The following is a 19,726-nucleotide window of genomic DNA, read 5'->3' on the forward strand; positions in this document are numbered from 1 at the left end:
GGTTTCGGCTGAAGAGTGGGTAAGACAATAGCCACGGCCGCGCCGCAGCAACAAGGGTTGCTCTAACGCACCAACAGCCCAAATAGTACGGTAGGACGGTATAGCCCCGCCCCTCCCCTATTCCCCAGCATTTCCTGCCTACTATTGATGCGCCTGCGGGCAACAATGCCCGTGGTTTATTTACCCTATTCCCAATGGCCAAATCCCCCAACAAGCTTTTCAGCCGCAAATTCCGCAACTGGCTGCTGCACCTCGTCGTGTCGCGGCAGGATTTGAAATCCATCACCGGCTACACCCTGCAAGCCCTGCAGCAGGATGACAAGCAGTGGCAGGAGAAAATCGACCTGCTCCAACCCCTCTATGACGGCTTCGAAACCGGCCTTGTGGGCCAGGCCGGGGCCAGCGCCGGCCGCGGCTCCCAAACCTTGCTGGCCGAAACGGCTTTCGGCCTCGTACAGCAGTTCATGAAGCGGGCCTATAAAGTCAATTTCGCCGCGCTCGAAGAAACCGCGCCGGAGCTGTTCAAGAAATTCTTCCCCGAGGGCCGCTCGCAGTTTTCGGGCGCCTCGCGCCAAACGATGGGAACCGCCTTCGCTGCCTTCGTCAAAACCCTGACGCTGCATAAGGACGACGTGCCGCAAGGTGCGGCTTTGCTCAAAGATGCCCAGACGCTGAACACCAACTACACCCTGGCCCGCCAGCAGCAGGACCAGCGCAAGAAGCAAGTCAAAACCGCCGGTACCGACCTCGATGCCGGCGAAACCGATATTCTCACGGAGTTATTCGGCGTGTACGCCGCCCTCTTGGCCCACTACTACAGAACGCCCGAGCGCGTGGCCGAATACTTCGACTTTTCGGTGCTGCCCCCCTCCTACCGCTCCTCCGATGAGGAAGCGACAGCCCTGGCCTCAGCTTAGCAGCCATCAAGTGTTCTACCGACACCTCCAAATTTTCAGAGGTGCCCGTAAAATGGTTTTCAATGCTTCTGGAAATTCAGAAGGTCCCATAGAGCGTTTTACAGAGCCCCTGGAAATTCGAAGGCCTCCGAAAAACGTTTTGCGGGTACTTCTGGATTTCCGGAAGCCTCTGTAAAAACCCCGTTCACCTAAAGCAAAAGCGGGCTGCTCCATCACTGGAGCAGCCCGCTTTTGCTTCAAGACGGTCAATCAGCGCGCTACTATTCCAGCGTCAGTTTCCGCAGATAATTCCCGTGGTCAGTACTAACCCGGACCACATAAGCACCTGCTGCCACGGAGGCCACATCCAGCACTAAGCGGTTATCAGCCGCCATCGCGGGGGCCGCGTCGATGGTTTTGCCCATCATGTCAAGCAATTCTACCCGGGCCACCTTTTGCTTAAAACCGGGCCCAAACTGCAGCGTCACCCGGCCTTTCGCCGGGTTGGGATAAATCGCCAAATTGGCGTTCAGCTGTTGCTGGCCGGTGCTGCTGGCCACCGTGCACAACGACCCCGCCTTGGGCCCATTAAACGAGAAGTTGTCCAGCAGCTCCGCCCCCCCTTGGCGCGAAGCCGCAATGTCGATGGTGTGGCGGGTCGAAGCCACCCACAGCGCATCCGTGAAGGTGACGGTGCGACTGCCCACGCTCACCGGTGTGCCAGTACCCGTCGTGCCGATATCGAAAAGCTCAAGCTTGGCATACACCTGGTCGTTAAACTGGCCACCGTCCGAACGGTGCTGCACCACGAACTTGTACCAATGCCCGGTGACAAGCGCAGCCATTATCGTCTGGCCGTTTGCGCCATAGGTAGTATACGACAGCTCAAATACCCCGGGCTGGTAATTCACATACCGGCGAAGCTGGCAAATCAGGTAATGGTTTACGGCGTCGCTTTCGAAATTAATCTTGACTGGTTGAACCACCGCGTTAGGGTTCACCAACGTCGCATTGTACTTAAAGCACAGCGACGTTTCCGTTAGCCCCCCCACCGGATTGGCATAGGTCGAGCAGTAGTTGTAATAGTCTAGGTTGTAGTTCGCCACACTCGGGGGCACCACTGCCCCGCCGGTGATGCCCCCCGTGGCAACCTGCGTGAACAACCCCGGCGCCGCCGCCCGCCCAATCAGGAATCGGTTAGCTAAATCATTATCGGTCGCCGAAACATAGGAATTAAAATCAACGGTTTCGACCACCGATTGGCCCTGCCCCACACGGGCAACACCAGCAAGCAGAAAAAGAAGAAGAAGTTTTTTCATAAGAGTATGCTAGAATAACGTCCACGAGAAAGCCCCTCCGCAAATGGCTTACACCACCGACGGAAGGGCTTTTTACTTAAGCGAAAAGCCTAAACCGGATACTACCAGCTCGACTTGGTTACACCAGGAATCTTCCCGGCGAGAGCCATTTCGCGGAAACGCACGCGGCTGATGCCAAACTTGCGCATGTAGCCGCGGGGGCGGCCGTCAATCATGTCGCGGTTGTGCAGGCGCACGGGCGAAGCGTTTTTGGGCAGCTTGTCGAGACCTTCGTAGTCGCCGGCAGCTTTCAGAGCCTTGCGCTTCTCAGCGTAGCGGGCCACGGTGGCAATGCGCTTGCGCTCCCGTGCTTTGATGGATTCTTTAGCCATGAGTTCGGGAGATTAAGCTTCTTTTTTAGCGTTGGCGAAAGGCATACCGAAAGCTTTCAGCAGCTCGTAGCTCTGCTCATCGTTCTCAGCCGTGGTCACGAACGTGATGTCCATGCCCGAGATGCCTTTGATTTTGTCAATCGAGATTTCGGGGAAGATGATTTGCTCCTTCACGCCGAGCGTGTAGTTGCCACGACCATCGAAACCTTTGTCGTTGATGCCTTTGAAGTCACGTACGCGGGGCAGGGCTACCGTCAGCAGACGGTCCATGAACTCGTACATTTTCTCGCCGCGCAGCGTCACTTTCGCACCGATAGGCATGCCTTCGCGGAGCTTAAAGTTCGACACCGATTTCTTGGCGATGGTGGCAATGGCTTTCTGGCCGGTGATAACCGTCAGCTCTTCCACGCCGTTGTCGACCAATTTCTTATCGGCTACCGCCGCGCCAATGCCGCGGTTGATGCAGATTTTGGTGACTTTGGGTACCTGCATGATGCTCTTGAACTGGAATTTCTCCTGGAGCGCGGGTACGATGTCCTTATTATAAATGTCTTTGAGACGGGCCATGATGAAGGGGGCTGCTTAAGCCGTTTTCTTGGCAGTGGCACGCTTGGCTTTAGCCGGAGCAGCAGCCGGAGCTGCAGCCGAGGCGGCGCCTTTACGTACCCGCTCACCAGTGGTGGGGTTGATAGCCTGCACGTTGCTTACGTGCATGGGCGCCTCCATCTTGGTGATGCCGCCCTGGGGCGATTTGGCGCTCGGCTTGTTGTGTTTCGTCACCAGGTTCAGCCCTTCAACGGTTACGCGCTGGGTTACCCGGTTTACCGACTTAATCACGCCGGTTTTGCCCTTTTCGTCGCCAGCAATCACCTTCACGGTATCGCCCGACTTTACGTGCAGCTGCACGGGGTCTGCTTTTCTGATAGCCATGGCTTAGAGTACTTCGGGGGCTAGGGATACGATTTTCATGAACTGACGCTCACGCAGCTCGCGGGCCACTGGGCCGAAGATGCGCGTGCCGCGGGGCTCGTCGTTGTTATTGAGCAACACAGCAGCGTTGTCGTCGAAGCGGATGTATGAACCGTCTTTGCGGCGTACTTCTTTCTTCACACGCACTACTACGGCCTTGCTCACGGTGCCTTTCTTGGCGTTGCCCGAAGGGATAGCCGACTTGATGGCTACCACAATCTTGTCGCCAACGCTGGCGTATTTCTTGCCCGTGCCACCCAAAACGCGGATGCAGAGGACTTCCTTGGCGCCGCTATTGTCGGCCACCGTCAGGCGGGATTCTTGCTGTATCATCGAATTAGATTATTTAGCGCGTTCAATAATTTCCACCAGGCGCCACCGCTTGGTTTTGCTCAGCGGGCGGGTGCTCATGATGAGAACCGTGTCGCCTTCGCCGCACTCGTTTTTCTCGTCGTGGGCGTGGAATTTCGTGGTTTTGGTCACGAACTTGCCGTATTTGGGGTGCTTTTGTTTCTGCACCACAGCCACGGTGATGGACTTGTCCATCTTGCTGCTCGTCACCTTGCCGGTGATTTCTTTGCGCATGTTGCGCGAAGCTTCATCAGCAGCGGTTTGGTCTTGGGTTGTTACGTCGGTTGCCATCGGAATTAAGCGGGGTTAGAGGCCTGCTCGTTGTTCCGACGAGTCTGCTCGGTGAGCAAGCGGGCGACGTTTTTACGGTTGGCCTTGAGGCGGGCGGGGTTTTCCAGGGGCGAAATCGCATGAGCGAAACGCAGCTGCTGGCCCGTAGCCTGCTCGGTTTTGATTTGCTCTTTCAGCGCGTCGGCGGAAAGGCCTTTGTGGTCGGTCTTGTTCTTCATGACTTAGGCAGCGTCCGTATAGTCGCGGCGAACCACGAATGAAGTACGAACCGGCAGCTTCTGAGCCGCGAGACGCAGCGACTCTTTGGCTACTTCCAGCGATACGCCGTCCGACTCGAACATGATTTGACCCGGCTTCACGCAGGCTACCCAATACTCGGGCGAGCCTTTGCCCTTACCCATCCGCACTTCAGCAGGCTTCTTGGTAATGGGTTTATCGGGGAAAATGCGAATCCATACTTGCCCTTCGCGTTTCATGGCGCGGGTCATGGCAATACGGGCAGCCTCAATTTGGCGAGCCGTAATCCAAGACACTTCCAGCGACTTGATAGCGAACGAACCGAAGTCTATGGAGCTGCCGCGGTAGGCGAGGCCTGTTACGCGACCCTTTTGCATCTTGCGATACTTGGTCCTTTTCGGTTGTAACATTTGATTTTAAATAAAGAGAGTGTTCTGTAAGAGAGAGGGTCGAACAGCCGAACATTTCGCTTCGTTCACCAAAGCGGCAAACGAAGCGAAATGACTTGGCTTGGTTCTAGCGACGCGGGCCGCGAGCGGCACCACCGGCAGCACCACCACCTTGGGCGGGGCCGTTGCGGCGGGGACCAGCGTTGTCGCCGCGGGGAGCACCACCGCCGGCGTTGCCGCCACGGTCGTTGCCACCACGGCCACCAGCACCACCGTCACGACGCGGGCCGCGGTCGCCTTCACGACGCTCGCCACGGGGGCCACGGTCGTCACGACGTCCACCGGCATCGCCACCGGGGTTGGTGAGCTGCTGGTTCGGCGAGAGGTCGGGCTTGCCGAACACCTCACCGCGCATTACCCACACCTTGATGCCGATTTTGCCATACACGGTCTGAGCTTCCGACAAAGCGTAGTCGATGTCAGCGCGCAACGTGTGCAGCGGCGTACGACCTTCTTTGTACTGCTCCGAACGGGCAATCTCCGCACCGCCGAGACGGCCACCGCACTGAATCTTGATGCCTTCGGCACCAACACGCATCGCAGCTTGAATCGACATTTTCATGGCGCGACGGAAGGAGATACGAGCGGCCAACTGCTGGGCGATGCTCTCGCCTACCAGTTTGGCATCCAACTCCGGACGCTTGATTTCGAAGATGTTGATTTGAACGTCTTTGCTGGTGATTTGCTTCAGCTCGTCCTTAATCTTGTCAACTTCCTGGCCGCCTTTGCCAATCACCACACCCGGACGAGCCGTGTTGATGGTGATGGTGATGCGCTTCAGGGTGCGCTCAATCACAATGCGGCTGATGCCACCTTTCTGAATGCGCGCGTTGATGTACTTGCGGATTTTCTCGTCCTCCACCAATTTCTCGGCGAAGTCCTTGCCGCCGTACCAGTTGGAGTCCCAGCCTTTGATAACTCCCAAGCGGAAGCCAACCGGATTTACTTTCTGTCCCATATTAAATTAGGATTTGGCGTCGGCCTTAGGGTTTTCGGTAGTACCAACTTGCTTAGCGTGCTCGGTGGTTTTTTTGCCGAGCTTCTCCACTTTCGTGTCGATTTTCAGCGTCACGTGGTTGCTGCGCTTGCGGATGCGGTGACCACGACCCTGAGGGGCGGGGCGCAGGCGCTTCAGCTGGCGTCCTTCGTCCACGAAGATTTCGCTGATGTAGAGGTTTGCGTCCTCAATCCGCTCTTCTTCGTTGTGCTGCTGCCAGTTGGCCAAGGCCGAAAGGAGCAGTTTCTCAATCTTCTCGGCGCCGATGTTGGCTTCGAAGCGCAACAGGCCGAGGGCCTGGGTCACTTTCTTGCCGCGCACGAGGTCGGCCACCAGTCGCATCTTACGAGGCGAGGTCGGCACATTGCGGAGTTTTGCTACTGCTTCCATCTTAGCGCTTGCCTTTATCTTTTTTGGCGACGTGACCACGGAAGTTACGCGTCGGGGCAAATTCGCCCAACTTGTGCCCTACCATGTTCTCGGTCACATACACCGGGATGAACTTATTGCCGTTGTGAACAGCGAACGTGTGGCCAACGAAATCCGGGGAAATCATCGAGCGGCGCGACCAAGTCTTCACCACCGATTTCTTACCAGCCGTTTCGAGTGCCGTGACTTTCTTTTCCAGCCGGAAGTCAATGTACGGCCCTTTTTTGAGTGAACGTGCCATATATTACTTCTTGCCTTTGCGGCTCACAATCAGGTTCTCCGAATACTTGTTCTTGTTACGGGTCTTCTGGCCCTTAGCCAAAATGCCGTTACGGCTACGCGGGTGACCACCCGACGATTTGCCTTCGCCACCACCCATGGGGTGGTCGACAGGATTCATTACCACACCACGAACGCGGGGACGACGACCAGCCCACCGGTTCCGGCCAGCCTTACCCATCACAGTGTTCATGTGGTCGCCGTTCGACACGGTACCAACGGTAGCCATGCAGGTAACGAGCACCATGCGCATCTCGCCCGAAGGCAATTTCAGCGTGGCGTACTTCTCTTCGCGGGCTACGATTTGGGCGTAGGTACCAGCCGAGCGAGCCATTGCCGCACCCTGACCGGGCTGCAATTCGATGTTGTGGAGGATGGTACCGAGGGGAATCTCGCGTAGCGGCAGGGTGTTACCTACTTCGGGAGCGACGCCGGGGCCCGACACAATCTTCGCGCCTACCGTCATGCCGGCGGGAGCGATGATGTAACGCTTCTCACCATCGGCATAGTTGACGAGGGCGATACGCGCAGTGCGGTTGGGGTCGTACTCGATGGACTTCACGACGGCCGGAACACCGGCTTTGTCGCGCTTGAAGTCCACGATGCGGTACTGGGTTTTATGACCACCGCCGATGTAGCGGTTGGACATTTTACCGGAAGAGTTCCGGCCACCCGATTTGGAGAGGGAAGTCATCAAAGACTTCTCCGGGGTCGACGTCGTAATCTCGTCGAACGCCGGCGCAACGCGGAAGCGCTGCCCTGGGGTTGTTGGTCTGAGTTTTTTAAGTGCCATTACTAGCTAGTTGTGCTTTTGCGGCGAAAAATTTGAGGCGAAGCTTTGCGGCCTAGAGGTTGCCGTAGAAGTCGATAACATCGCCTTCTTTCACGGTAACAATGGCTTTCTTGCCGTGGGCGCGACGACCGGAAACCTGGCCGCCTTTGGTGCCTTTCGACTTCATTTTGCCAATAGTGCGCATCGTGTTGATGTCGGTAATCGTCACGCCGTACAGCGTTTCGATGTCCTTCTTAATTTGCACTTTGTTGGCGGTGCGCTCCACTTCGAAGGTGTAGCGACCTTTCTCGTTGAGGCCGGTGGCCTTTTCGGTAACGATGGGGCGTTTCAGCGTGCTCATTATTCGGCGGTGCTATAGAGTTCAACCAATGAAGCCATGCCGTCTTCCGAAATCAGGAGCGTGTCCGTGTTCAACAGGTCGTGGGTGTTGAGGCCGATGGGCGTCGACACTTTCACTTTCTGCAGATTGCGGGCGCTGAGGATGACGTTCTTGTTCACCTCGCCGGTTACAAGCATGGTCTTTTTGCCGTTGGTCAGCTTGAGGCCGTCCAGGATGGCAACGAAGTCCTTGGTGCGGGGAGCCGACATGGCAATGTTCTCCACAACGGAGATTTTGCCATCCTTCGCCAAGCTCGACAGAGCCGACAAACGAGCTACGCGCTTGGTCTTCTTGTTCAGCTTGAAGCTGTAGTCGCGGGGCTGCGGACCGAACATCCGGCCACCACCTACGAACACACCCGACTTCATGCTGCCGGCGCGGGCACCGCCCGTACCTTTTTGTTTCTTCAGTTTCTTCGTGGTGCCGTGCACCTCGTTGCGCTGCTTGGACTTGTGCGTGCCCTGGCGCTGGTTGGCCAGGTACTGCTTCACGTCCAGGTACATCACGTGCTCGTTTACTTCGAGACCGAAGATGGCGTCAGACAGGGTCACTTTGCGGCCGGTGTCTTCGCCTTTGAGGTTATATACTGCGAGTTCCATCGTACTAGTCTATTTCTCGATTACCACGTAAGAATTCTTCGCGCCGGGAATCGAGCCGCTCACCAGAATCAGGTTCTTGTCGCCTACTACGCGCATCACCTTCAGGTTCTGCACTTTCACGCGGTCATTGCCCATGCGGCCACCCATGCGCATTCCTTTGAATACGCGCGAAGGCCAGGAGCAAGCACCGATAGAACCGGGGTGACGCAGGCGGTTGTGCTGACCGTGGGTCTGGCCACCAACACCCTGGAAGTTGTAACGCTTTACAACACCCTGGAAACCCTTGCCTTTGGAAGTGCCTACTACGTCCACAAACTCGCCCTCTTCGAAGAGAGTCGCGTCGATGGTAGCGCCAGCGGCGTAGGTCGATTCGGCGTCGAGGCGGAATTCAACCAATTTTTTCTTGGGGGTCGTACCGGCTTTTTTGAAGTGACCAACCAAAGCTTTGGTGGTGTTCTTCTCTTTTTTCTCGCCGTACCCAATTTGAATGGCGGTGTAACCGTCATTCGCGATAGTCTTAACCTGCGTCACTACGCACGGACCCGCTTCGATGAGCGTGCAGGGAATGTTTTTCCCGTCCGGAGTGAAGAGGCTTGTCATACCGATTTTTTTACCGATGATGCCAGGCATTCTATTTGGTTATTAATGAACACAAAAAGAAAACGGCCGAGTGCCGTTTTCGCTAAGGGAGTGCAAAGATAGAAAAAAAGCCCGGGCTATCACAATGATGGGTAGAAATATTTTCTCAGTGAGGCTGTTAGCTTTCTAAAAGAGGCTATTTGCGGCCCGGTTTACGCCGGCCGCCAGGTTGGGTCACTCTCTTCGCATGGCATCAGGCCCTGTAGCGCCAGAAGCAGGAAGAAAACCACGAATGCAAGGCCCACCTGTGTTTCCAGCGTGTATTCGACAAGGAATGATAAGGCAATGCTGACGTATTGCGCTAATAGCAAAGGCGCATGTTTGCAGCGCGCCCACCAAGCGGGATAGAACAGACTGAGGCAGAATATGAGCAATCCAATAGCGCCATAAGCCGCCAGATTGTACAGGTATTGGTTGTGGGGCAGAATGTAGAATTCCGGCGTGAGCTGCGGGTACAGCTTAGCATAGCGCTTGGCCATTTCACCTTCTAGGTTTGGCTTCCCCACTCCTACCAGCTTATTATCACGCCACACTGCAAGTGCCGCTTGGTACGAATACACCCGGGCCGAGATGGAGAAATTCTTCCCTTCGGAACTCTCCTGCACTTTGCTCACATCTTCCTGAGTATTGTAGACCCGATTGCGGAAGGTGGGAAATACTAGGTAGCTCACCACGGGTAGCAATATCAATGCTACAGCTAAAAGCATGGCCTTCTTCCATTGGTTTCTGGAAAAAGCCAGCCATAGCACGACCATTCCACCCAAAGCGTAAAAGGTCATCTCCCCGCTTCTCACAGCTAGCAGGTGCAGGAATAGCGCCAGCCCTACAATGGCAGCTTTAACCCAACTACGCCATGCCTGTGATATTGCCTGATGGGCAAGTAGCAGAACGGCGGCGGCAATAGCCATTGTGATGATGATGCTGAAGCGGATATGGTCCGGCTCAGTCGGCATCACTTTAGAGTGCATGTAGGACTCGTTGATTTCCTGGGCATGCAACAGATAGTTAATGGTGGCACCCAAAGCTGCCAGCACCGTCATGGCGATAAAAATTCCCCATAACCGGCGTAAGTAGCGGCTGGGCAACGCGGGCAATAGCCAGAACGAAAGCGGCAGAATCAGGAATGGCATCTGCATTCCCAGGTCAAATCGATACTCGTCCATATTATCGGCTCGGGTATGAAATCCGGCCATCACATGCAATACAAAAACCATTGCGATGCTCCCGAAGACGGGCCACAACGTGCGGTTAGCAATGCGTTTATGCACCAACGCGAAAATCACGCTCGTCACCGCCAATCCTCCCATTGCAATACCCAGCGCTACCCGTAGCCAATTGACTAGGAAAATGCTGATGATAATGCAGGCACAAAAGAAGAACGCTGACTGGTGTATTCGCTTAAGAGAAAAAAGAGACGGCATGAATATTCAGTAGTGGCAGCGCAAGTTCGAAAGAAAAAGCCCCACCGCGACGAATCACGGTGGGGCTTTAACTCAATTAAGACTGAAATCGGTGCCTCAGACTTTGATTTCTACGTCAACGCCGCTGGGCAATTCCAGCTTCATCAGGGCATCTACAGTCTTCGACGAGGTCGAGAAGATGTCCACGAGGCGCTTGTAGGTGCAAAGCTGGAACTGCTCCCGGCTCTTCTTGTTCACGTGGGGCGAGCGCAACACGGTGAACTTTTCCTTTTGGGTCGGCAAAGGAATCGGGCCGCTAACGATGGCACCGGTGGCCTTCACAGCTTTCACGATTTTCTCGGCCGATTTGTCTACGAGGTTGTGGTCGTAGGACTTCAGCTTAATGCGAATTTTCTGGTTCATTGGGGGTTTTGGTCCGATTGACCAAGTTAGTGACCGGTATTATTTGTTGCCTTTTACTTTAGCGATGATGCCTTCAGCCAGGTTGCTCGGCACTTGCTCATAGTGCGAGAACGTGAGCGATGCCGAAGCACGACCCGACGAAATCGTACGCAAGGCGGTTACGTAACCGAACAGCTCCGACAGCGGCACATCGGCCTTAATCAGCTGGGCACCGCCTTTGGTGTCCATGCCTTTCATCAGACCACGACGACGGTTCAAGTCACCGGTTACGGGACCCGTGTACTCGTCGGGGCAAACCACTTCCACGCTCATGATGGGCTCGAGCAATTTCGGGCCAGCCTGACGGGCAGCTTCGCGGAAACCACCACGGGCGGCGAGTTCGAACGACAGGGCGTCCGAGTCAACGTCGTGGAAGGAACCGTGATAGAGACGCACTTTCATGCCCTCAATCGGGAAGCCGGCCAACGGACCTTGCTTCATGGCCTCTTCAAAACCTTTCTGAATCGGCTGGATGAATTCGCGGGGGATAACACCACCCACGATGGCGTTGTCGAACTCGAAGCCGGGCTTTTCGGGCTCGGTCTCTTTCGGGCCGAGTTCGAACACGATGTCGCCGAATTTACCGCGGCCACCGGTCTGCTTCTTGTAGGTTTCGCGGTGGTCGACTTTCTTGGTGAGAATCTCCTTGTAGGCCACCATTGGGGCGCCCTGGTTGATTTCCACTTTGAATTCGCGACGCATGCGGTCGATGATGATTTCCAAGTGCAACTCGCCCATGCCACGGAGAACGGTCTGGCCCGTTTCGGGGTCGGTGTTAACTTTCAGCGTGGGGTCTTCCTCGATGAGCTTGGCGATTGCCATGCCCATTTTATCAACGTCAGCCTGCGTCTTAGGCTCGATGGCGTAGCCAATTACCGGCTCGGGGAAGCTCATCGACTCGAGGACGATGGGGTTCTTCTCGTCGGTCAGCGTATCGCCGGTTTTGATGTCTTTGAAACCAACACCTGCAGCAATGTCACCGGCCTGAATCTTGTCGATGGGGTTCTGCTTGTTGGAGTGCATCTGCATGAGGCGCGAGATACGCTCCTTCTTGCCGGTGCGGTTGTTGAGCACGTACGAGCCCGAGTCCAGCACACCGCTGTAGCAGCGGAAGAAGCACAGACGGCCTACGAACGGGTCAGTAGCAATTTTGAACGCCAGGGCGGTGAAAGGCTCCGAGTTGTCGGGGTGACGCTCGATTTCCTCACCAGTTTCGGGGTGGGTACCGATGATGGCGGGCATGTCGAGGGGCGAAGGCAGGTAAGCCATAACGGCATCCAGCATCGTTTGAACACCCTTGTTTTTGAAAGCCGAACCGCACAATACGGGCGAGAATTTCATGTCGATAACCGCCTGGCGGATAACAACCATCATTTCCTCTTTCGTAATGGAATCGGGGTTGTCGAAGAATTTCTCCAGCAACGCGTCATCGTACTCAGCTACGCTCTCCACGAGCTTCTGACGCCACTCGGCTACCGTTTCAACGAGGTCCTCGGGAACGGGGATTTCGTCGTAAGATTTGCCTTCGGTTTTGTCGTCCCACACAATGGCTTTGCCAGTCAGCAGGTCAACTACGCCTTTGAACGTGTCTTCAGCGCCAATCGGAATCTGCAACGGAATCGGGTTAGCACCCAATTTGTCTTTGATTTCATTAACGGCCTTGAAGAAGTCGGCACCGGCACGGTCCATCTTGTTGACGAAGCAAATGCGGGGCACTTTGTACTTGTCAGCCTGACGCCATACGGTTTCCGACTGGGGCTCAACGCCCGAAACGGCGCAGAACAGGGCCACAGCTCCGTCGAGCACACGTAGCGAACGTTCTACTTCTACCGTGAAGTCAACGTGGCCGGGAGTGTCAATCAGGTTGATTTTGTACTGCTTGGTGTCAGCAGTCGGGTCACCCTTGATATCGGTGGGGTAGTTCCAGAAGGTAGTAGTGGCAGCCGAGGTAATCGTGATGCCGCGCTCCTGCTCCTGCTCCATCCAGTCCATCGTGGCGGCACCATCGTGCACTTCCCCGATTTTGTGGGTTTTACCCGTGTAATACAGAATACGCTCCGACGTCGTGGTCTTACCGGCGTCGATGTGCGCCATAATCCCGATGTTACGGAGGTAATAGAGGTCTTTGTTAACGGCCATTGTTACGATAAGTGAATGAGTGAATGGCTGAATGGGTGAATGAGGTAAATGGTTCCGCTTAGAAACATTCACTCATTCACCCATTCAGTCATTCGCACTTGTTTAGAAACGGAAGTGCGAGAAGGCTTTGTTAGCCTCGGCCATGCGGTGGGTGTCGTCTTTTTTCTTAACGGCAGCACCTTCGCCTTTGGCGGCAGCAATGATTTCGCCAGCCAGCTTGTCCTTCATGGTCTTCTCACCACGACGACGGGCGTACTGAATCATCCATTTGGCACCTACCGAAATGCGGCGGTCGGCGCGCACTTCAATCGGAACCTGGAAGGTGGCACCACCTACGCGGCGGCTTTTCACTTCCACGGTGGGCATCACGTTGTTCAACGCTTTGCGCCACATTTCGAGGCCGCTCTCCTTTGTGCGCTGCTCCACGAGGTCGCAGGCGTCATAGAAGATGGTGTACGCCAGGTTTTTCTTGCCGTCGTACATCATGTAGTTCACGAAACGGGTTACCAGCGTCTCCTTGTACTTAGGGTCCGGCAGCAAGATGCGCTTCTTCGGTTTTGACTTTCTCATGATAGTAGTAAGTATGTAGTAGTAAGTATTGAGTAATAAGTAGCAAGACCGTATTGGTCTCACTACTCAATACTTACTACTTGCTACTAATTCTATTTATTTCTTTTTAGCGGGTGCGCCTTTGCCACCCTTGCCAGCTGCTGCGGCGGGTTGACCCGGCTTCGGACGCTTGGCACCGTACTTCGAGCGGCGCTGCGTGCGGCCGCTTACACCGGCGGTGTCCAGGGCGCCACGGATAATGTGGTAGCGAACACCTGGCAAGTCTTTAACCCGGCCACCACGAATCAGCACGATGCTGTGTTCCTGGAGGTTGTGGCCTTCACCGGGGATGTATGCGTTTACTTCCTTACCGTTGGTAAGGCGCACACGGGCCACTTTGCGCATAGCCGAGTTCGGCTTCTTAGGCGTGGTGGTGTACACACGGGTGCACACGCCCCGACGCTGCGGGCACGAATCAAGGGCGGGCGACTTCGACTTGGTAGTCAAAGCCTCACGGCCTTTCCGTACTAACTGATTGATGGTTGGCATTTAGCGAATGGTTTGTTTGGAGCCGTTTGCCCCTAAAATTTGGCTTGCAAAGGTAGGATTATTTCGCCGCAATAGCAAACAGGGTGAGGATGTTAATTTTAAGAGTGTCCGTTTTGTCCGAAAATCGAAAGCGCCTCCACTGAAAAATGGAGGCGCTTTCGCAGCTAGAGCGTCTGGTTCAGCTTACGCCTCCCCTACCGCGCCGCCGAAGTTCATCGGATAGCTGGGGGCTTCGCTTTGCATCTTGATGGTGCCGAAAGCGGCTTCAAACCGCTCGATGTTCTCGGTGAGGGCTTGCAGGAGGCGCTTGGCGTGCTCGGGCGTGACGACGATGCGTGCCTTTACCTTGGCCTTGGGCAGGCCAGGCATCATGCGGATGAAATCAATCACGAACTCGCTGTTACTGTGCGCAATCATGGCGAGGTTGGCGTATTCGCCTTCGGCCATGGCTTCGGAAAGCTCGATATTGATGGCGTTGGGGTCCGGGTTTTGGTCAGTTGGTTGCATGATTCTGGTTTATTAGAAAAGCCCGAACAATGATATCATTACTCGTTAGCTCTGGTTTTTGGGGAAGAAAATCAATGTATAAATCCCAACTAGCATTGGAACAGGAATGAGTAAGATAAACCATCCCATTGCGTCACCAATTATTGGAGGACCTGCAATAGCCAATATGAGTGCTACTAAAGCACCTCTTTTTCTTGTAGAGGATGACTTTCTGTTCAACACCATAACTAACGCTACTATGAACAGTAAGCCAATTACAAGCCAGAGAATCCAATGCATCAAATTGAAGTTTTAGGTAGAAGTGTGGAATGAGGTCTGGCGTAAAGTAAAATAGAAAAAGCCGACCGGGATACCCCAGTCGGCTTTTCCATTACAAACCTACGGCAGATTACTCAGCCGACACTTCGCGCTTGCCAGCACGGCTGGGGCGTTTGGCGGGAACGGCAGCTTCGGCAGCCTGGGCGGCTTGGGCAGCCTCCATCTCCTCTTTCGAGCCGACAATCTGACGCGTGTATTCGCGCAGACCGGTACCGGCCGGGATGAGGTGACCGACGATTACGTTCTCCTTCAAGCCCAACAACTGGTCGGCCTTGCCACGGATGGCAGCTTCGCTCAGCACCTTGGTCGTCTCCTGGAAGGAAGCGGCCGAGATGAACGACTGCGTGCCCAGCGAGGCCTGCGTGATGCCTTGCAGCGTGGGGCGCGAAACCGAAGGCTGCGCGTCGCGCACTTGCACGAGGGCAAGGTCGCGGCGTTTCAGGCTGCTATTCTCGTCGCGGAGGCGACGGGCCGTCACAATCTGACCAGGCTTCATGTTGCTCGAATCACCAGCTTCGGTCACCACTTTCATGTCGATAATCATGTCATTCTCGGCCATGAAGATGATTTTATCAATCACCTGATTTTCGAGGAACGACGTGTCACCCGCATCCAGAATCACCACTTTCTGCATCATCTGGCGAACAACCACCTCGATGTGCTTATCGTTGATTTTCACACCCTGCAAGCGGTACACTTCCTGAATCTCGTTCACGAGGTACTCCTGCACGGCACCGGGACCCTGAATGCTCAGGATATCCGAAGGCGTGATGGCACCATCCGACAGCGGCATGCCGGCGCGGATAAAGTCGTTGTCCTGCACCAGAATGTGCTTCGACAGCGGCACCATGTACTTCTTCTTGACACCGTCTTTCGACTCGACGTAGATTTCACGGTTACCGCGTTTCACGGTGCCGTAGGTTACGACGCCGTCGATTTCCGATACTACAGCGGGGTTCGACGGGTTCCGGGCTTCGAAAAGCTCCGTCACACGCGGCAGACCACCGGTGATGTCGCGGGTCTTGCCCACCGAGCGAGGAATCTTGGCGAGGATGTGACCAGCCGTGATTTTCTCGTTATTCTCAACGTTCAAGTGCGAGCCCACCGGGATGCTGTAGGCTTTCTGACCTTCGGCATCGCCCTTTTTGCCGGGGCGGATGATGATGGACGGGTTCTGGTCCTTGGCTTTCGATTCGATAATCACCTTCTCGCGGTGACCGGTCTGTTCGTCCGATTCCTCACGGAAAGTGATACCCTCGGTGATGGCGTCGAACTGAACGGTACCATCAAACTCGGCCAGAATAACGGCGTTGTAGGGGTCCCAAGTGTTCAACTCCGTGCCTTTATCTACTTCCTGGCCTTCCGATACGAGCATGAACGAGCCGTAGGGAACGTGGTTGGAAGTGAAGACGCGGCCGGTGCCTTTCTCCACGATGCGGATTTCACCCGAGCGGCCCATTACCACGGCACCCTTCACGCCTTCCGGCGTCACGGTGGCGACGGTACGAACGTCTTCGAATTCTACCACACCAGCGAATTTGGCTTTGATGTTCGACTCAACGGCGATGTTGGAAGCCGTACCACCTACGTGGAAGGTACGCAGGGTCAGCTGCGTGCCGGGCTCACCAATCGACTGCGCGGCGATAACACCCACGGCCTCGCCACGCTGCACCATGCGGCCCGAAGCCAAGTTGCGGCCGTAGCACTTGGCGCAGATGCCGCGCTTGCTTTCGCAAGTCAGCACCGAGCGGATTTCCACCGATTCGATGCTCGTGGCATCGATGCGGCGGGTGGTGTCCTCCTTGATTTCGGAACCCGAAGTCAGGATGACGTCGCCGGTCAGCGGGTCGATGATATCGTGAACCGTCACGCGGCCCAGGATACGCTCGGCCAGTGGCTCCACGATGTCCTCGTTGTCTTTCAACGCAAAGGTTTCGATACCGCGCAGCGTGCCGCAGTCCGGCTCGTTCACAATGACGTCCTGCGAAACGTCCACCAGACGACGGGTCAGGTAGCCGGCGTCGGCCGTCTTCAGAGCCGTATCAGCCAGACCTTTACGGGCACCGTGCGTCGAGATAAAGTACTCGATTACGTCGAGGCCTTCTTTGAAGTTCGACAGAATCGGGTTTTCGATAATCTCGCCAATCGAGCCTTGCAGCGACTTCTGGGGCTTGGCCATCAGGCCACGCATCCCGCCCAGCTGACGAATCTGCTCGCGCGAGCCACGGGCTCCCGAGTGCATCATCATGTAGATGGAGTTGAAGCCCTGATTTTCCTTCTCCAGACGGCCCATCAACGTTTCCGTAATCTGGTTGTTGATGCGCGTCCAGATGTCGATAACCTGGTTGTAACGCTCGTTGTCGGTAATCAGACCCATCTGGTAGTTCTGGGTTACCGCCTTCACGTCGTTCTGGGCTTGCAGCACCAGCTCGTCCTTCTCTTTCGGGATGTTGATGTCGCCCAGACCCATGCTCAAGCCGCCTTTGTAGGCCGACTGGAAACCAAGGGTCTTGATGTCATCAAGGAATTGCGCGGTACGAGCCATGCCCGTGCGCTTAAACACCGTCGAGATGATTTGCTGGAGTTTCTTCTTCGTCAGCAGCTCGTCCACGAAACCTACCTCTTCCGGCACGAGCTGGTTGAACAGCACGCGGCCGGCAACGGTATCCACGATTTTGGTTACCAAATCGTCGTTTTCGTCGCGAATCTGCGTCCGCACCTTAATGAAGGCGTGCTTCGAAAGCTGACCTTCGTTGATGGCAATCACAACTTCTTCGTCCGAGTAGAAAACCCGGTCTTCACCGACAATCTTCTCGTTTTCGGTGCTGCGCTTGCCTTTGGTTACGTAGTACAGACCCAGAACCATGTCCTGCGACGGTACCGCGATGGGCGCGCCGTTGGCAGGGTTCAGGATATTGTGCGAGGCCAGCATGAGCATGGAGGCTTCCAGAATAGCGGCCGGGCCGAGGGGCACGTGCACAGCCATCTGGTCACCGTCAAAGTCAGCGTTGAAGGCCGTACAAACGAGGGGGTGCAGTTGGATAGCCTTGCCCTCGATGAGGCGCGGCTGGAACGCCTGGATGCCCAGACGGTGAAGCGTAGGAGCCCGGTTGAGGAGCACTGGGTGGCCTTTCAGCACATTTTCCAGGATGTCCCACACCACAGCGTCCTTGCGGTCCACAATTTTCTTAGCCGATTTCACCGTCTTCACAATGCCGCGCTCGATGAGCTTGCGGATGATGAACGGCTTGAACAGCTCGGCCGCCATGTTCTTGGGCAGACCGCACTCGTGCAGTTTCAGCTCCGGACCCACCACGATTACCGAACGACCCGAGTAATCGACCCGCTTACCGAGCAGGTTCTGACGGAAGCGGCCCTGCTTGCCTTTCAGCATATCGGACAGCGACTTCAGGGCACGGTTGCCTTCGGCGCGCACGGCGTTCACCTTACGCGAGTTGTCGAACAAGGAGTCAACAGCTTCTTGCAGCATGCGCTTCTCGTTCCGCAGAATCACTTCAGGAGCCTTGATTTCAATCAGGCGCTTGAGGCGGTTGTTGCGGATGATAACGCGACGGTACAGGTCGTTCAAGTCGGAAGTGGCGAAACGGCCACCGTCGAGCGGAACGAGCGGGCGCAGTTCTGGGGGAATCACCGGCACCATGCGGATAACCATCCACTCGGGCTTGTTCTCCACACGGGTAGCAGCGTCGCGGAAAGCTTCCACTACGCGCAGACGCTTGAGGGCTTCTGCCTTCCGCTGCTGCGAGGTTTCGTGGGCAGCCGAGTCACGCAGCGAGTAGCTCAACTCGTCCAGGTTGATGCGCTCTAGCAGCATGTGCAGGGCATCGGCACCCATGCGGGCGATGAACTTGTTGGGGTCCTCGTTGGGCAGCATCTGGTTCTCCCGGGGGAGTTTGTCGATGATGTCCAGGTATTCATCCTCGGTGAGGAAGTCGAGCACTTGCACGCCTTCTTCAGCCAGCGAACCGGGCTGAACGACGACGTACCGCTCGTAATAGATAATCTGATCGAGCTTCTTGGTGGGCAGGCCCAGCAGGTAGCCGATTTTGTTGGGGAGCGACTTGAAGTACCAGATGTGGGCAACGGGCACCACCAATTCGATGTGGCCCATGCGCTCCCGACGCACCTTCTTCTCGGTCACCTCCACGCCGCAACGGTCGCAGATAATGCCCTTGTAGCGGATGCGCTTGTACTTACCGCAGTGGCATTCCCAGTCCTTCACAGGGCCGAAAATCCGCTCGCAGAACAAGCCACCCATTTCGGGCTTGTACGTGCGGTAGTTGATGGTTTCAGGCTTCACCACTTCGCCGGTGCTGCGCTCCAGAATTGCTTCGGGCGAGGCCAGCGAAATAGTGACTTTGGAGAAGTCCTGAACTATTTTCTTGTTTTTTGCGAAAGCCATTTGATTGGTTTTAAGCTGATAGCTGTTGGCTTTGAGCTGTTTGACGCCTCATTCTTCGCCAGAAGAATGCAAGAGTTCCAAACAGTTTGACGCTTAGAAAAGTGCCTTTGCGGAACAGATAGGTATGTTGAGCAAAGGCACTTCTAAAAGGTCTATTTATTAAATCTGACGGCAGAGCAGAACGGCGGGAAGGCCTTCGATTAAGTTGCTTAGGGAGCTTTGATGCTGAACTGACCATATCTCGGAACAGCTTCCCCAGCTTCTTTCACCGAAGCGTTTTCTCACCTTTCGTTACCAGAGTCGCTCAATCAGCGCCTCCTGTTGCCTGCCGGCAGACAAACCGCGAGTTGCGGCCGAAGCTTGCGCCCCGGCCGCAACTGC

23 protein-coding genes are annotated in these 19,726 nt (G+C 55.6%); 1 reads left to right on the forward strand and 22 read right to left on the reverse strand.

The features are described from left to right. The first annotated feature begins 194 nt into the window (after positions 1-194). On the forward strand, positions 195-917 hold the full coding sequence (locus AAFH49_RS09150; protein ID WP_342297517.1) for a hypothetical protein: 723 nt from the start codon (positions 195-197) through the stop codon (positions 915-917). Between the two features lie 260 nt (positions 918-1,177). On the opposite strand, the gene AAFH49_RS09155 is transcribed toward AAFH49_RS09150, so the two are convergent. The 22 genes from AAFH49_RS09155 to rpoC form a co-directional block, all read right to left on the reverse strand. Then, on the reverse strand, positions 1,178-2,215 hold the full coding sequence (locus AAFH49_RS09155) for a T9SS type A sorting domain-containing protein (RefSeq protein WP_342297518.1): 1,038 nt from the start codon (positions 2,213-2,215) through the stop codon (positions 1,178-1,180). A 101-nt stretch (positions 2,216-2,316) separates the two neighbouring features. Beyond that, positions 2,317-2,586 carry a 30S ribosomal protein S14 gene (rpsN, locus tag AAFH49_RS09160; protein WP_035567891.1) on the reverse strand — a complete coding sequence of 90 codons (270 nt, stop codon included), beginning with the start codon at positions 2,584-2,586 and terminating at the stop codon, positions 2,317-2,319. Positions 2,587-2,598: 12 nt separating this feature from the next. After that, on the reverse strand, positions 2,599-3,153 hold the full coding sequence (gene rplE, locus AAFH49_RS09165) for a 50S ribosomal protein L5 (protein ID WP_342297522.1): 555 nt from the start codon (positions 3,151-3,153) through the stop codon (positions 2,599-2,601). Positions 3,154-3,168: 15 nt separating this feature from the next. After that, on the reverse strand, positions 3,169-3,516 hold the full coding sequence (gene rplX, locus AAFH49_RS09170) for a 50S ribosomal protein L24 (protein ID WP_342297525.1): 348 nt from the start codon (positions 3,514-3,516) through the stop codon (positions 3,169-3,171). A 3-nt stretch (positions 3,517-3,519) separates the two neighbouring features. Beyond that, positions 3,520-3,888: a 50S ribosomal protein L14 gene (gene rplN, locus AAFH49_RS09175; RefSeq protein ID WP_035567895.1), complete on the reverse strand. Its 369-nt coding sequence runs from the start codon at positions 3,886-3,888 to the stop codon at positions 3,520-3,522. A gap of 9 nt (positions 3,889-3,897) precedes the next feature. Beyond that, on the reverse strand, positions 3,898-4,197 hold the full coding sequence (gene rpsQ, locus AAFH49_RS09180; protein ID WP_168672178.1) for a 30S ribosomal protein S17: 300 nt from the start codon (positions 4,195-4,197) through the stop codon (positions 3,898-3,900). Between the two features lie 5 nt (positions 4,198-4,202). After that, complete coding sequence (rpmC, locus tag AAFH49_RS09185; protein ID WP_035567897.1) at positions 4,203-4,415, reverse strand: 50S ribosomal protein L29; 213 nt, start codon at positions 4,413-4,415, stop codon at positions 4,203-4,205. Positions 4,416-4,418: 3 nt separating this feature from the next. After that, positions 4,419-4,844, reverse strand: coding sequence for a 50S ribosomal protein L16 (gene rplP / locus AAFH49_RS09190; RefSeq protein ID WP_035567899.1), 426 nt, complete (start codon positions 4,842-4,844; stop codon positions 4,419-4,421). A gap of 106 nt (positions 4,845-4,950) precedes the next feature. Then, complete coding sequence (gene rpsC, locus AAFH49_RS09195) at positions 4,951-5,841, reverse strand: 30S ribosomal protein S3 (RefSeq protein ID WP_092676431.1); 891 nt, start codon at positions 5,839-5,841, stop codon at positions 4,951-4,953. 6 nt (positions 5,842-5,847) lie between these two features. After that, positions 5,848-6,270: a 50S ribosomal protein L22 gene (rplV, locus tag AAFH49_RS09200; protein WP_227787158.1), complete on the reverse strand. Its 423-nt coding sequence runs from the start codon at positions 6,268-6,270 to the stop codon at positions 5,848-5,850. A gap of 1 nt (position 6,271) precedes the next feature. Beyond that, positions 6,272-6,550, reverse strand: coding sequence for a 30S ribosomal protein S19 (gene rpsS, locus AAFH49_RS09205; RefSeq protein WP_068191730.1), 279 nt, complete (start codon positions 6,548-6,550; stop codon positions 6,272-6,274). Positions 6,551-6,553: 3 nt separating this feature from the next. Beyond that, a complete protein-coding gene (rplB, locus tag AAFH49_RS09210) occupies positions 6,554-7,381 on the reverse strand; it encodes a 50S ribosomal protein L2 (RefSeq protein WP_196291007.1) in 828 nt (275 codons plus the stop codon). A gap of 52 nt (positions 7,382-7,433) precedes the next feature. Next, entirely contained in the window at positions 7,434-7,721 is a 288-nt protein-coding gene (rplW, locus tag AAFH49_RS09215) for a 50S ribosomal protein L23 (RefSeq protein WP_035567908.1), read from the reverse strand. Further along, the gene (gene rplD, locus AAFH49_RS09220; RefSeq protein ID WP_245115527.1) at positions 7,721-8,359 is read right to left on the reverse strand and encodes a 50S ribosomal protein L4; all 639 of its coding nucleotides are present in this window, start codon (positions 8,357-8,359) and stop codon (positions 7,721-7,723) included. Before rplD ends, rplW begins: the two co-directional genes overlap by 1 nt. Positions 8,360-8,368: 9 nt before the next feature. Beyond that, positions 8,369-8,989, reverse strand: a complete 621-nt coding sequence (gene rplC, locus AAFH49_RS09225) for a 50S ribosomal protein L3 (RefSeq protein WP_196291005.1) — start codon at positions 8,987-8,989, stop codon at positions 8,369-8,371. 161 nt (positions 8,990-9,150) lie between these two features. Then, positions 9,151-10,419, reverse strand: a complete 1,269-nt coding sequence (locus AAFH49_RS09230) for an O-antigen ligase family protein (RefSeq protein WP_342297530.1) — start codon at positions 10,417-10,419, stop codon at positions 9,151-9,153. Positions 10,420-10,515: 96 nt separating this feature from the next. Next, positions 10,516-10,821: a 30S ribosomal protein S10 gene (gene rpsJ / locus AAFH49_RS09235; RefSeq protein WP_035567915.1), complete on the reverse strand. Its 306-nt coding sequence runs from the start codon at positions 10,819-10,821 to the stop codon at positions 10,516-10,518. Positions 10,822-10,860: 39 nt separating this feature from the next. After that, on the reverse strand, positions 10,861-12,999 hold the full coding sequence (gene fusA, locus AAFH49_RS09240) for an elongation factor G (protein WP_342297532.1): 2,139 nt from the start codon (positions 12,997-12,999) through the stop codon (positions 10,861-10,863). Positions 13,000-13,101: 102 nt separating this feature from the next. Then, positions 13,102-13,569 carry a 30S ribosomal protein S7 gene (gene rpsG, locus AAFH49_RS09245; RefSeq protein ID WP_035567919.1) on the reverse strand — a complete coding sequence of 156 codons (468 nt, stop codon included), beginning with the start codon at positions 13,567-13,569 and terminating at the stop codon, positions 13,102-13,104. A gap of 96 nt (positions 13,570-13,665) precedes the next feature. Next, positions 13,666-14,097 carry a 30S ribosomal protein S12 gene (gene rpsL, locus AAFH49_RS09250; RefSeq protein ID WP_068191715.1) on the reverse strand — a complete coding sequence of 144 codons (432 nt, stop codon included), beginning with the start codon at positions 14,095-14,097 and terminating at the stop codon, positions 13,666-13,668. 183 nt (positions 14,098-14,280) lie between these two features. Then, a complete protein-coding gene (locus AAFH49_RS09255; protein ID WP_046245258.1) occupies positions 14,281-14,604 on the reverse strand; it encodes a DUF3467 domain-containing protein in 324 nt (107 codons plus the stop codon). 388 nt (positions 14,605-14,992) lie between these two features. Continuing rightward, positions 14,993-19,345 (reverse strand): DNA-directed RNA polymerase subunit beta', encoded by a 4,353-nt coding sequence (gene rpoC, locus AAFH49_RS09260; protein ID WP_342297535.1) that lies wholly within the window; start codon positions 19,343-19,345, stop codon positions 14,993-14,995. Between the last annotated feature and the right edge of the window lie 381 nt (positions 19,346-19,726).

Source organism: Hymenobacter segetis (assembly GCF_038448715.1).
Classification (GTDB): domain Bacteria; phylum Bacteroidota; class Bacteroidia; order Cytophagales; family Hymenobacteraceae; genus Hymenobacter; species Hymenobacter segetis.